Genomic DNA, 12,550 nt, shown 5'->3' with positions numbered 1-12,550 from the left:
ACCGCAGCTTATGGATTACATCAAGGAATTCAGCTACCACATCAGCTGGCGCTCACGCTCCCGCCGTCCTGGTCGCCATAAAAGTAACCAGCGCGGCATGGGCATGGAGTTTCGTGGACATACCACCTTGCTCTCCTACCCTGACCCGCGCCGTATCGATATACGCCAGACCATACGTGACCCGATGGAGCAGGTGTATGTGCGCATTTTCAACCAGAAAAGCGCTACGCCGGTGTTTGTCATGTGTGATCTGTCTGGTTCCATGCAATATGGGGTGCCGCATACCAAGCTGACCACCGCCGCAGAGATCACGCGCTCGGTGGCGCAATCCGCGACCCGTAATGGCGACCCGGTGGCGTTTGTCGGGTTTGATGATGAGCTGCGCGATGAATGGCTGAGCACCCTCTCCGCCAGGCCGCATAGCATGCTGGAACTGGCTGACCGCCTGGAGAACCATTTGCCGAGCGAAGTCGGCGCCGGTGCACTGATAGACAGCGCCCGCCTGCTGCCGCGCGAACGGGCATTGATCTTTCTGGTATCAGACTTTCACATGCCGCTGGAACACCTGGAAGAGACCCTGTTGCTGATGCTGCGCCACCATATCGTGCCGGTGGTGTTATGGAACAGCACTGAATACAAGGACCTGCCGGAGTTTGGTATCACCAGCATCAACGACCCTGAAACCGGCGAACGGCGTACCCTGTTCCTGCGCGCATCTTATCGCCAGCGCATACTGGATACCTTTGCCGCCAGACGCCAGGCGATAGAAGATATATTTATGAAATTTGATATGCAGCCATTTTTTGTGGAAGACACGTTTGACGCAGACCTGCTGTCCGACTACTTCCATCAATACGTGACTGTCTGAGGAATGCGATTGATGAGAGCGCCTAAATCCCTGTTCACCTGTTTGTTGCTGGCGGTATCAGTATTCGCCGCACACCCGGCCGGTGCCGATGTCACCTTGCCCAACGTAGACAGTAAATATGTCACGGTCAAGGAGATCAACCCTACGCGTGACGCCGGTTATGTGGTGGGCGACAAGCTGGAACGCACCATTATCCTGACGGTGAAAAAACCTTATGAACTAGTGCGCGAATCGCTGCCTATCGTCGGTTATGAGCACCGCTATCGTGGCCAGGTCTCTGGTGTCGAGCTGTCTGGCATCAGTGTAGAGGATGAAAGTTTCTCGGACCGCAGCGTGCACACTATCCGCCTGGTCTACCAGGTGTTCAAGTCCGGGCGCGTGGTCAGGCCAGCCATACTGCGCGGCGAGATCGTCAAGCTGCGCCACAACGGCAAAACAGAACTGCGCCAGTTACGCTTTCCTTCCTTCAATTTCAGGACCTCGCCGCTGTCTATCTATGGTGAAGTCAACCTCAAGAGTGAAATGAGCCCGCTGATCCCGCCTTTCACCATCAGCACCGTTAAAGAAGAGCAAGCCCTGAAGATAGCGGCGGCGGTGCTGGCGTTCAGCCTGCTTGGTTTACTGTATATCCTGGGCGCCCGCACCTGGCTGCCACGCATGGGTGGCGCCTTTGCCAAGGCTTATCGCAAAGTGGGCAAGCTGCCTGATAACGAAGAAGGCCTGCAACAAGCGATAGGCGTGGTACACCAGGCCATACAGCAGGTGGCCGGGCACAGCGTGTTCGGCAACAACGTCGCGCAATTCATACAGGAAAAACCGGCCTACCAGCCAGCCAGGGCCGAGATTGAGCGTTTCTTCAACCTCTCGCGCCAGGTATTTTTTGATGCCAAGACCGCGCCGGAACTCGGCATGCCGGCCAAACAATGGCTGCGCACGTTTTGCCGGCATATGCGCGATTGCGAACGCGGCCTGACACCAGACTTGCAAGCTAACTTGCAACCTGACTTGCAAGCAGGGGCGAAATAGCATCATGGCATTCACTCACCCCTGGGTACTGTGGGCCTTGCCACTGGCATTGCTGCCATTGCTGCTGGAACGCTCGCACAGCAAACATTATTCGTGGATAGGCCTGCTGCCGCCTGACCCTTTATCCAGCATCATAGGCCTGTTATTGAAAGCGCTGGCAGCGCTCAGCATCCTGTTTGTGATCCTGGGGCTGGCCGGGCCACACACGCTGGAACAAAAGGCCCTGCGTACCGGCATAGGTGCGCAGATCGGTCTGGTGCTGGACCGCAGCGCCAGTATGGATGATGCATTTGTCGGCGATAAAGACGGCCATATAGGCGAAACCAAATCGGTGGCGGCTGCGCGTATCATCACCAACTTTATTAAAGGCCGCCGCAATGACATGATGGGCGTCATCACCTTTAGTAACTCGGCCATGTATGTGTTGCCGCTGACCGAGAACAAGGAAGCCGTGCTTTCTGCCGTGCAGGCCACAGCCGGTAACTCGCTGTTCCAGACCAATATCGGCGGCGGCCTGACCAGTGCGGTAGAGTTGTTCAAAGACGTGCCGGACTCGGGTTCACGCGCCATCATCCTGATCTCGGATGGTGCCGGGCGTGTCAGCGACATGGTGCAGCAGAAGCTGCGTGACTGGCTGCAACGCTACAACATCGGTTTGTACTGGATAGTGTTGCGCCAGCCAGGCGGCATCACCATTTTTGACCCCAAGTACACCGCAAGCGGTTATGACGGCCATATGCCTACCGAGGTGTTGCTGTACCAATACTTCCAGACGCTGCGCACCCCGTTCAATGCTTATGAAGCGTCTGACCCGCGCTCACTGGAAACAGCGATCGCCGACATCAACAGCAAAGAAAAAAAACCGATTCAATATATGGAAAAAATCCCCGGCCATGATTACACCAACGTGTGTTACTGGATCGCGATCGTCATGATCGCCTTCCTGCTGGCGGTTAAATATCTGGAGATCAACACATGGCGCTCAGCGTAAAAAAACTGGTCACAGGCCTGATCGTGGTGGCTGTGGCTGCCACAGTCACCATGGCTTATTCCTGGCAACGCATACAACAGGCCAGGGCATTCAATGCAGCCATCACCACGGCGAAGACTCCGCAAACCGACCAGCAGAGTTTTGAGGCCAAATATGCAGTGGCTTACTGGCTGGCTAAGAACGAGCGTTATAAAGAAGCCACCCTGCTGTTTGCCAAACTGATAGATGGCACCACGCCTGTGCAACGCGCCGCCATCCTGCATAACATAGGCAATATGTTCTTTCTCAAGGCGATACAGGTCACCGGCGGCAACGACAATAACACCCGCGATGAAGTGGAATACCTGCTGACGCAGGCCATGACCTCTTACAAGAGCGCGCTGAAAGCAGATAATAACCACTGGGGCACACGCCGCAATTACGACCGCGTGCTGAGCCTGCTGCCGGAAAAACCTACCCCGGGTGTGGGCGAATCCGATAATCCCGGCCTGATCATGGGCAATATCCCCAATGGTCTGCCTTAATCGCTGGCGTGACCGCTCGCATTTTATAAACCGAAAAGTATGAATATCTGGCTCAGACGATTTATCAAACACCGCGACTCTGTCCTGCTCGGGCTGGCGCTGCTATTCCTGCTGGGTGCTATTTTGCGCCCCAGCATCCCGTTCAAGCACAATATCTACACCTATTTTCTGGTGGCCGATATTTCGCAGAGCATGAATACCAAAGACATGGTCATCCGTGGCCAAAAAGTCACGCGGCTGGCCTATATGCAGAACATGATGCATGAGGTGGTGGGCTCCCTGCCCTGCGGCACCAAGGTCAGTATCGGCCTGTTTGCCGGTAACTCGGTAGCTGCCATGTATTCTCCGATAGAGATCTGCCAGAACTTTGCTGCTATCCAGGACACCATAGACCACCTGGATTGGCGCATGGCCTGGTCAGGCAACAGCCGCCTGCGCGAAAGCCTGTTTGTCACGGCCAAAGTGGTGCGTGGCCTGTCAGAACCTGCGCAAGTGGTCTATTTCACCGATGGTGAAGAAGCCCCCAAACTGCATGCCTTCAACACCAAGAACCTGGAAGAGTTTCAGGGCGGCGACGACTGGATCTTTGTCGGCATAGGCTCTGAAGAAGGCGATGCCATCCCCAAACTCAGTGAAGATAATCAGGTGATCGGTTACTGGTCGAATGAAAGTTTCGCCATGCAGCCTGGCATCGCGCAGATATCGGAAAGCACCCTGGGGGTGCGCGATGACAACGTGGCCGGTGACAACGACCGCTATATCTCCAAAATGGCGGCTGAATATATGCAGAGCCTGACGCAGGAGATAGGCGCCAAATATATCAAGGGTGATAGCAGTTATAGCGTTCTGCAAGCCATGCGCGCGCAAAAGCCCGCCCGCCGCGATATCGCGCCGCTGCCGCTGGGCTGGCTGCTGGCCACACTGGCCGGGCTATGCATAGTCGGCACCTATGCCAGCCGCCACCCGCTACGCCAGATAAAACAGAACCTGAAGATCTATCATCATGAGATCAGGTCCAGGCTATTTAACCGCAGTGAGGCGGTCGCGCACGACAACCATTTTCAGTAAGATTTTTTGTTAACGCCTGATTTACCTCGGACATCCTAGGCCAGTGATGCAGGCACATCATGAAGGAAACACCTCATCAGTATCCGTACGCGAGTGAGTGCCATTCACGCGCAGACGCTGATGACGGTTTTCCGGGGAAAAACCATGAACCATCACTGGCTCAAATACTGGCTTAAACATCGCGACACCTGCCTGCTCACATTGGCTTTACTGTGTTTGCTGGCTGCCATCCTGGTGCCCACTGTGCCGATAAAGCGCAACGTACATACCTACTTTCTGATCGCCGACGTCACCCAGAGCATGAATGCCAAGGACGTGTCGCTCAACGGCCACACTGTCAGCCGTTTGGACTACACCAAACGCATGATGCATGAGATCGTGGCCCAGCTGCCCTGCCACACCCGTCTCAGCATAGGCCTGTTCGCCGGTGATGCGGTGGCGGCACTTTATACACCGCTGCAGGTGTGCCAGCATTTTTCGGCGATACACGAGACCATAGATCACCTGGACTGGCGCATGGCCTGGACCGGCAACAGCCAGTTACGTGAAAGCCTGGCGATCACGGCCAAACTGCTGCGGCAGATGCCGGAAGCGACTAAAGCGGTCTATTTCACCGACGGTGATGAAGCCCCCTTGCTGCATGCGTTCAATACGCGCAACCTCAGGGATTTCCAGGGGGGTGATGGCTGGTTCTTTGTCGGTATAGGTTCGGACAAAGGCACAGGTATACCCAAACTGACTGAAGACAACCAGATGATAGGCTACTGGTCGAATGAAAGTTTTGCCGTGCAGCCCAATGTCGCGCAGGTGACTGCCAGCAAAAGCAGCGGTCGCGATGACAGCGTGGCGCTCTCGGATTATGACCGCTTTATTTCCAAGCGCGACGGGCCTTACCTGCAAAAACTGGCGCAGGAGATAGGTGCGCAATATGTCAGCGGCGATGATACCTACCAGGTGCTGCAAGCCATACAAGCACACAAATCGCCGCGTCATGAAGTCGTGCCGTTCTCTATCGCCTGGATACTGTCTACGCTTGCCGGCCTGTGTCTGCTGGCGACCAGCATACACAGAGAATCTATACGCCAGTTCAGGCATGCTTTCGGCCTCTATCGCAAAAAGGTAAACGCCAGGTTGTTTGCCCGCAGTGATTCGGTGGCGCATGACAATCACTTTCAGTGATGCCGCACCGCTTATTCGCGCAGGCCCCACTTCAGCCACACCCGCATAGACTTTTGCGCGACTGCATCTGCCTGGTCGAACAAGATCAGCAGCCGCCTGGGGCGTAACCCTCGCCACCGCTGGTCAGCTGCCTCCTGCATTTGCGCTTCTGCCACTAGCGGCTGCGATGGCAGATAGTCTATATGCAACACTATCAGGCCATGATGCACCACGCTATCCGGCAACACCTTTATCAGCCAACGCTGGCCCGAGGTATCGGTCACGCTCATCTCGCCAAACACATCCACCCGCAGTGTCTGCGGACTGAATCTCCAGCGCGTGGCGACCAGCTGCGTCCATTGCCAGACACTGGCGACCACATAGATGAAAGACGCGGCGATCGCCCATACCACTGGCAGACAAAGCCAGACACTGGACAGCACCGCCATTGAAAATAGCCACCACCACCCCCATAAAAATTTAGAGGGATGAAAGCGCAATACAATTTCAGTTGGTAGAATAGGTTTTTTCATCAAGTCTGCATGCAGCCGATTGATATCACATCATTCGCGCTCCTAAGGAAGGTCTTTTATGTCCAGCGCAACTATGTCCAGCACAACCTGGCAACAATTCTTGATTTCACAAGGTGCCCAGTTCAGTGCATCAGGTGAAGCTGCCTTTATTTCACCGGCCGCGCCTGCCTCCGGCCAGTTATTCGATCTGTCTACCCATGGCCTGATCGCAGTCAGCGGCGCGGATGCGCTGACCTTTCTGCAAGGCCAGTTCACCAATGATATAAAACAGCTGCCACAGGCCGCGCAATTCACTGGCTACTGCACGGCAAAAGGCCGCTTGCTGGCACTGTTTTATGCCTTTAGCATCAATGAGACTATCTACCTGCAATGCCCGCGTGACTTGATTGCGGCGCTGATCAAACGCTTGCGTATGTTCGTTATGCGCAGCAAAGTGGTGGTAGAAGATGCCACTGAACAGTTTGCCATCCTGGGTCTGGCAAGTGCTGACTCGGCAGCGCATATTCAGCATCTGCCGCTGCATGCGCACCAGTACAGCCAAACACCTTTGGGCACCCTGATACGCCTGCCGGACAGCCACGGCAAACAGCGCGCACAGCTGCTGGTTGAGTCGGCCCAGGCAGAAGCTGCCTGGAAGACCCTGGCGGCCACCTTTAACCCAGCCGATAGCGAGCAATGGGACACGCTGGAGATCCAGGCCGGTATCCCGCAAGTGTATCAATCGACCCAGGAGCAATTTGTACCGCAAATGCTGAACCTGGATGCACTGGATGGCATCAACTTTAAAAAAGGCTGCTATACCGGCCAGGAGATTGTGGCACGCACCCATTACCTGGGCAAAGTAAAACGCCGCACACTGTTGGCGACCCTGCCGGAAACGGCAGTGGCGCCCCAGGTGGGCGAAGCGGTACTGGATGCCAAACAGCAGGAGGCAGGCCAGCTGGTGCGTGTAGCACCGAACAAACAAGGTGGCTGGTGGCTGCTGGCGGAATGCAGGCTGGAAGCCAGGTCTGCAGGCAGCATCTATTGGCAGGAGTATGAATTGGCGTTTTCGGAGCTTCCGTATACGCTGGCGTAAACTTCGCCTGGCAGAAACAGAAAATGGCGCCTCAGGCGCCATTTTCTGTTTAAAGCTTTAGTGTTAGTCAGGCACTGCTGCCGGTGTTTCTGGCGCGGGCGCCACCGGCAGCACTGCCTCTTTAGGCGGCGTTGCCGTGATCACGCTGGCAGGCGCGGCAGGATTCGGGTTCTTGCGCTGCATCACCTGGTAAAACACTTCGTCCTGCTTGATCATGCCCAACTCACTGCGGGCACGTTCTTCTACCGCTGACTGGCCCTGTTTCAGGTCACGCACTTCAGCACGCAAAGTCTCATTGCGCTGACGGTAATAATCATTGCGCTTTTCATGCGCCTCTATCTGCTGTGAATACTGCCAGACGCGCAACCAGCCGCCCTTGCCCAGCCACAATGGATATTGCAGCAGGGCTATCAGCACCACCAGGACTATTGTCAGTTTGCGCACATCGGCCTGTGTAGCAGTGGCTCAATTATTTGAATAATTGATAGAAAGCAGACAAGCCGGCATAACTGGTGGCATCGCCCAACTCTTCTTCAATACGCAGCAACTGGTTGTACTTGGCGATGCGCTCGGACCGGCACAGGGAACCAGTTTTGATTTGCAAAGCGTTGGTTGCGACAGAGATATCGGCAATGGTCGTATCTTCTGTTTCGCCAGAGCGGTGAGAAACTACAGCGGTGTAGTTTGCACGTTTTGCCATCTCAATCGTCTGGAAAGTCTCAGTCAAAGTACCGATCTGGTTGACTTTGATCAGCACAGAGTTAGCCACGCCCTTCTGGATGCCTTCACGCAGGATCTTGGGGTTGGTCACAAACAAGTCATCACCTACCAGCTGGGTAGTTTTACCCAGGCGTTTTGTCAGCAGATCCCAACCGGCCCAGTCGAATTCGTCCATGCCATCTTCGATGGTGATGATAGGATATTTGCCAGCCAGATTAGCCAGGTAGTCACTGAACTCAGCGGAAGTCAATGAAGCGCCTTCTGATTCCAGGTGGTATTTGCCATCTTTGTAGAACTCGGTACTGGCGCAATCCAGGCCCAGGTAGATATCTTTGCCTGGCTCGTAACCTGCAGCTTCAATCGATTCCATGATCAATTGCAAGGCAGACTCGTTAGATGGCAGGTTAGGTGCAAAACCACCTTCATCACCCACTGTGGTCGCCAGGCCTTTGTCATACAGTGTTTTTTTCAAGGCATGGAAGATCTCGGCACCGGCACGTAGTGCTTCGCGGAAAGTCGGCAGGCCAGCCGGCACTATCATAAACTCCTGAATGTCGACAGAGTTGTCAGCATGCGCGCCACCGTTGATGATGTTCATCATAGGCGTAGGTAATTGCATGAATGCAGAACCGCCCAGATAACGATAGAGTGGCAAACCGCTTTCTTCAGCTGCTGCGCGGGCACAGGCCATGGAAACACCCAGGATCGCATTGGCGCCCAGACGGTCTTTGTTTTCTGTGCCATCGAGCTCTATCAGTGTTCTGTCGATAAAGCTTTGCTCTTCAGCATCCAGACCCAAAATGGCTTCAGTGATCTCGGTATTGACGTTTTCAACAGCAGTTAATACACCTTTGCCCAGATAACGGCTTTTGTCCCCATCACGCAACTCGACCGCTTCTTTTGCACCGGTAGACGCGCCTGAAGGCACCGCAGCACGGCCGATCACGCCGCTTTCCAGCAACACATCCACTTCAACGGTCGGGTTACCACGAGAATCCATGATCTCGCGGGCGATAATATCTACAATTGCGCTCATACTATTTTCCTTATGTTTTTCTAACTTAAAACTTTACGAATATCTGCGATGCGTGGTGTAGGGCAAGGCTTAAAGCGTTTGTTCTGCGAAACCTGCTTTTTTCACCAATTTGTCGAGATCGACCAGTAAATGCAGTAAATCTTCCATTTTGCCTAATGGCCAGGCGTTAGGGCCATCCGAAAGTGCCTGGCTAGGGTCAGGGTGGGTCTCCATAAACACGCCGGCAATACCACTGGCCACCGCGGCACGCGCCAGCACAGGCACAAACTCACGCTGGCCACCGCTTTTTTCGCCCTGCCCGCCCGGTTGCTGCACCGAATGCGTGGCGTCAAACACCACCGGGCAATCAGTCTCGCGCATGATGGCCAGGCCGCGCATATCGGAAACCAGGGTGTTATAGCCAAAAGAAGCACCGCGCTCGCAGACCATAATATTGTCTGCACCGCCATTGGCTTCCTTGGCTTTGTTGACTACCTGTTTCATATCACCCGGGGCCAGGAACTGGCCTTTCTTGATATTGACCGGCTTGCCGGATTGCGCACAGGCGACGATAAAATCAGTCTGCCGGCACAGGAAAGCTGGCGTTTGCAGCACATCGACCACCGCGGCCACATGTGGCACCTGCGCTTCGGTATGCACATCGGTCAGGATAGGCACATTTAATTGCGCACGCACGTCGTCCAGTATCCTCAGGCCTTCATCCATGCCAAAACCACGGAAGGTCTTGGTAGAACTGCGGTTGGCCTTGTCATAAGACGATTTATAGATAAAAGGCACACCCACGCGTGCCGCCATCTCTTTTAACTGGCCGGCGGTATCGATCGCCATTTGTTTGGACTCAATGACACAAGGCCCGGCAATGATAAACAGGGGGTGTTGCAGACCTACCTCAAAACCACATAATTTCATATTGTTCCTTGTTTGCCTGTTCAGGCCTGAGTTTTGTTTTTCTGGGCAAGCGCAGCTTGCACATAAGCTTTAAACAGAGGGTGGCCGTGTCTTGGGTTGGAAGTGAATTCAGGGTGGAACTGGCAAGCGACAAACCACGGATGCTCGGTCTGCGGCAACTCTATCATTTCACACAATTCTTCACGTGGCGTACGTGCCGAAACCACCAGACCGGCTGCTTTGAGCTGCTCTACATAATGGTTGTTGACTTCATAACGGTGACGGTGACGCTCGTTAACCTCACTGCCATAAATGCTTGCCGCCAGCGTGTCCGGCTCGATTGGCGAGCTTTGTGCGCCCAGGCGCATGGTGCCGCCCAGGTCAGAATGTTCATCCCGTTTCTCGATCTTGCCGGTGGCATCCTGCCACTCATCGATCAGGCCTATCAGTTTATGTTCTGTGGCCGGGTTGAATTCAGTGCTGTTGGCATCGGTTAAACCCGCCACATTACGGGCGAACTCGATCACCGCCAGCTGCATGCCCAGACAGATGCCCAGATAAGGCACTTTGTTTTCACGCGCGAACTGGATCGCCTTGATCTTGCCTTCGGTACCACGCACACCAAAACCGCCAGGGATCAGGATGGCGTCCATGCTGTTCAACGCATCGGTGCCAGATTTCTCGATATCTTCACTGTCTATATAGTGGATCTTGACTTTAGATTCAGTGTGTATACCGGCGTGTATCAAGGCTTCGGTCAATGACTTGTAAGACTCGGTTAGGTCTACATATTTACCGACGAATGCGATATCCACCTGCGCCTTGGGGTTGGCAACCGCGTAGGTGATCTTCTGCCAGGCAGACAGATCGGCAGCCTTGGCCAGGATATTCAATTTATGACAGACGATCTCGTCCATCATCTGCTCATGCAGCAAGCCAGGGATCTTGTAAATAGAGTCGCTATCGATGGCGCTGATCACCGCCTCAAAAGGCACGTTGGTGAACAAGGCTATCTTGCGTTTTTCATCTTCAGGGATCTCGCGCTCGGCGCGGCACAACAGGATATCCGGTTGGATACCGATCTCGCGCAGCTCCTTGACTGAGTGCTGGGTAGGCTTGGTTTTCAACTCGCCTGCGGTCGGGATCCACGGCAACAGGGTCAGATGCACATAACAGGCGTTGTTCTTGCCTTCTTCAAAGCCCATCTGGCGTATGGCTTCCAGAAACGGCAACGACTCGATATCACCTACCGTGCCACCGACTTCGACGATGGCGACATCGGCACCTTCGGCACCGCGCTTGATGTGGGATTTGATCTCGTCAGTAATGTGCGGGATCACCTGTACGGTTTTACCCAGATATTCACCGCGACGCTCTTTCTTGATCACGGTTTCATAGATCTGGCCGGTGGTAAAGTTGTTGCGCTTGGACATCTTGCTACTGATGAAGCGCTCGTAATGCCCCAGGTCGAGGTCGGTTTCCGCGCCATCATCGGTGACGAACACTTCACCATGCTGGAATGGCGACATAGTGCCGGGGTCGACGTTGATATAGGGGTCAAGCTTGAGCATGGTCACTTTGATGCCACGCGATTCCAGAATAGCGCCCAGACTAGCCGCTGCGATACCTTTTCCAAGAGAAGAAACTACACCGCCGGTTACGAATACATATTTGGTCATGGATGAGGTACTTTGAGATTGTTGCAGACGGGAGAACATTTTACCGTAAAGCCCCCTCGCCCACAATGAAGCAAAGGGATAAAATCTTGCACAAACTCGCTAATCCACACATACAAGCATACAATCCAGCCATGTCTCACACTCAGTCCAACTCGCCTGCCCTGTGGCAGGCCTTATTGCCCAGGCCGCATAGCAACAGCCATAAATACAGCCGTGGCTATGTGCTGATCCAGGGTGGATACCCGGTGACAGGCGCCGCCAGGCTGGCGGCATTAGCCGCCGCGCGCAGTGGCGCCGGCATCACGGCGATCGCGGTGCCGGCAGAAGCATTATCGATTTACGCCAGCCAGTTATTGAGCATCATGGCCAAACCTTATGCCAGCACGCTGGATCTATACAGCCTGATACACGACCCCAGGGCAGGCGCTTTTCTGATAGGCCCGGGTGCAGGCCCTGGCAAGGAGACCCGCCAGACCACACTGACCATGCTGCAAACCGCCAAACCGGTGGTGATAGATGCGGATGCGATCACCGCCTTCGCCAGAAAATCAGACAGCTTGAAAAAAGCCATCCTGGGCCAGTGCGTGCTGACGCCGCACGACGGCGAGTTTGAAAAGCTGTTTGGCCTGCAGCCAGCAGCTCAGCTGCCTGAAAGGATAGAGCAGGCCCTGGTTGCCGCCAGGCAAACCAATGCCATTATTCTGCTTAAAGGCGCAAACACCATTATTGCGGCGCCTGATGGGCGCGTCATCGTCAACCAGGATGCGCCCGCTACCCTGGCCACCGCAGGTGCCGGCGATGTACTGGCGGGCTTGATCACCGGGCTATTGGCGCAGGGCATGCCGGCATTTGAAGCGGCAGCGGCGGCGGTATGGCTGCATAGCAGAGCGGCTGAATTGTATGGGATAGGTCTGATCGCTGATGATCTGCCGGGCCTGATCCCGGTAGCGTGGCGCCAGCTGACGCCTTGAATGTCTGAGA

Annotated in this window: 13 protein-coding genes; 8 read left to right on the top strand and 5 right to left on the bottom strand. The window is 54.8% G+C overall.

Going from position 1 to position 12,550, the window contains the following annotated elements; translation table 11 throughout:
- Positions 1-10: 10 nt before the first annotated feature.
- From ACT6RZ_RS10540 to ACT6RZ_RS10515, 6 genes are all read left to right on the top strand, one after another.
- Positions 11-868 (top strand): DUF58 domain-containing protein, encoded by an 858-nt coding sequence (locus ACT6RZ_RS10540; RefSeq protein ID WP_444702069.1) that lies wholly within the window; start codon positions 11-13, stop codon positions 866-868.
- Between the two features lie 12 nt (positions 869-880).
- Entirely contained in the window at positions 881-1,894 is a 1,014-nt protein-coding gene (locus ACT6RZ_RS10535; protein ID WP_444702068.1) for a hypothetical protein, read from the top strand.
- Between the two features lie 4 nt (positions 1,895-1,898).
- Positions 1,899-2,885, top strand: a complete 987-nt coding sequence (locus ACT6RZ_RS10530) for a vWA domain-containing protein (RefSeq protein ID WP_444702067.1) — start codon at positions 1,899-1,901, stop codon at positions 2,883-2,885.
- The gene (locus tag ACT6RZ_RS10525) at positions 2,870-3,409 is read left to right on the top strand and encodes a hypothetical protein (RefSeq protein ID WP_444702066.1); all 540 of its coding nucleotides are present in this window, start codon (positions 2,870-2,872) and stop codon (positions 3,407-3,409) included. Before ACT6RZ_RS10530 ends, ACT6RZ_RS10525 begins: the two co-directional genes overlap by 16 nt.
- Positions 3,410-3,448: 39 nt before the next feature.
- Complete coding sequence (locus ACT6RZ_RS10520; RefSeq protein ID WP_444702065.1) at positions 3,449-4,477, top strand: vWA domain-containing protein; 1,029 nt, start codon at positions 3,449-3,451, stop codon at positions 4,475-4,477.
- Positions 4,478-4,621: 144 nt separating this feature from the next.
- Positions 4,622-5,656 (top strand): VWA domain-containing protein, encoded by a 1,035-nt coding sequence (locus ACT6RZ_RS10515; protein ID WP_444702064.1) that lies wholly within the window; start codon positions 4,622-4,624, stop codon positions 5,654-5,656.
- An 11-nt stretch (positions 5,657-5,667) separates the two neighbouring features.
- Here ACT6RZ_RS10515 and ACT6RZ_RS10510 read toward each other — a convergent pair whose 3' ends face one another.
- The gene (locus ACT6RZ_RS10510) at positions 5,668-6,168 is read right to left on the bottom strand and encodes a hypothetical protein (protein ID WP_444702063.1); all 501 of its coding nucleotides are present in this window, start codon (positions 6,166-6,168) and stop codon (positions 5,668-5,670) included.
- 58 nt (positions 6,169-6,226) lie between these two features.
- Here ACT6RZ_RS10510 and ygfZ point away from each other — a divergent pair, with 58 nt between their 5' ends.
- Entirely contained in the window at positions 6,227-7,246 is a 1,020-nt protein-coding gene (gene ygfZ, locus ACT6RZ_RS10505) for a CAF17-like 4Fe-4S cluster assembly/insertion protein YgfZ (RefSeq protein WP_444702062.1), read from the top strand.
- Positions 7,247-7,309: 63 nt separating this feature from the next.
- On the opposite strand, the gene ftsB is transcribed toward ygfZ, so the two are convergent.
- The 4 genes from ftsB to ACT6RZ_RS10485 all read right to left on the bottom strand — a co-directional run bounded on the left by ftsB (position 7,310) and on the right by ACT6RZ_RS10485 (position 11,569).
- Positions 7,310-7,690, bottom strand: a complete 381-nt coding sequence (gene ftsB, locus ACT6RZ_RS10500; RefSeq protein ID WP_444702061.1) for a cell division protein FtsB — start codon at positions 7,688-7,690, stop codon at positions 7,310-7,312.
- A 25-nt stretch (positions 7,691-7,715) separates the two neighbouring features.
- The gene (gene eno / locus ACT6RZ_RS10495; RefSeq protein WP_444702060.1) at positions 7,716-9,002 is read right to left on the bottom strand and encodes a phosphopyruvate hydratase; all 1,287 of its coding nucleotides are present in this window, start codon (positions 9,000-9,002) and stop codon (positions 7,716-7,718) included.
- A gap of 69 nt (positions 9,003-9,071) precedes the next feature.
- Positions 9,072-9,911, bottom strand: coding sequence for a 3-deoxy-8-phosphooctulonate synthase (kdsA, locus tag ACT6RZ_RS10490; RefSeq protein WP_379056070.1), 840 nt, complete (start codon positions 9,909-9,911; stop codon positions 9,072-9,074).
- A 20-nt stretch (positions 9,912-9,931) separates the two neighbouring features.
- A complete protein-coding gene (locus ACT6RZ_RS10485) occupies positions 9,932-11,569 on the bottom strand; it encodes a CTP synthase (RefSeq protein WP_444702059.1) in 1,638 nt (545 codons plus the stop codon).
- A 131-nt stretch (positions 11,570-11,700) separates the two neighbouring features.
- Between ACT6RZ_RS10485 and ACT6RZ_RS10480 the strand changes: the two genes are divergently transcribed.
- Positions 11,701-12,540 carry an NAD(P)H-hydrate dehydratase gene (locus ACT6RZ_RS10480; RefSeq protein WP_444702058.1) on the top strand — a complete coding sequence of 280 codons (840 nt, stop codon included), beginning with the start codon at positions 11,701-11,703 and terminating at the stop codon, positions 12,538-12,540.
- Positions 12,541-12,550 lie beyond the last annotated feature (10 nt).

This window comes from Methylophilus sp., from assembly GCF_052437885.1.
Lineage (GTDB): Bacteria > Pseudomonadota > Gammaproteobacteria > Burkholderiales > Methylophilaceae > Methylophilus.
Note: the sequence above shows the minus strand (reverse complement) of the source record. Positions and strands in the feature narration are given on the sequence as shown.

Excerpts from the sequence above, each read along its gene's own strand:
- ACT6RZ_RS10540 (WP_444702069.1), top strand. The coding sequence starts at position 11 with ATGGATTACATCAAGGAATTCAGCTACCACATCAGCTGGCGCTCACGC.
- ACT6RZ_RS10535 (WP_444702068.1), top strand. The coding sequence starts at position 881 with ATGAGAGCGCCTAAATCCCTGTTCACCTGTTTGTTGCTGGCGGTATCA.
- ACT6RZ_RS10530 (WP_444702067.1), top strand. The coding sequence starts at position 1,899 with ATGGCATTCACTCACCCCTGGGTACTGTGGGCCTTGCCACTGGCATTG.
- ACT6RZ_RS10525 (WP_444702066.1), top strand. The coding sequence starts at position 2,870 with ATGGCGCTCAGCGTAAAAAAACTGGTCACAGGCCTGATCGTGGTGGCT.
- ACT6RZ_RS10520 (WP_444702065.1), top strand. The coding sequence starts at position 3,449 with ATGAATATCTGGCTCAGACGATTTATCAAACACCGCGACTCTGTCCTG.
- ACT6RZ_RS10515 (WP_444702064.1), top strand. The coding sequence starts at position 4,622 with ATGAACCATCACTGGCTCAAATACTGGCTTAAACATCGCGACACCTGC.
- ACT6RZ_RS10510 (WP_444702063.1), bottom strand. The coding sequence starts at position 6,168 with ATGAAAAAACCTATTCTACCAACTGAAATTGTATTGCGCTTTCATCCC.
- ygfZ (WP_444702062.1), top strand. The coding sequence starts at position 6,227 with ATGTCCAGCGCAACTATGTCCAGCACAACCTGGCAACAATTCTTGATT.
- eno (WP_444702060.1), bottom strand. The coding sequence starts at position 9,002 with ATGAGCGCAATTGTAGATATTATCGCCCGCGAGATCATGGATTCTCGT.
- kdsA (WP_379056070.1), bottom strand. The coding sequence starts at position 9,911 with ATGAAATTATGTGGTTTTGAGGTAGGTCTGCAACACCCCCTGTTTATC.
- ACT6RZ_RS10485 (WP_444702059.1), bottom strand. The coding sequence starts at position 11,569 with ATGACCAAATATGTATTCGTAACCGGCGGTGTAGTTTCTTCTCTTGGA.
- ACT6RZ_RS10480 (WP_444702058.1), top strand. The coding sequence starts at position 11,701 with ATGTCTCACACTCAGTCCAACTCGCCTGCCCTGTGGCAGGCCTTATTG.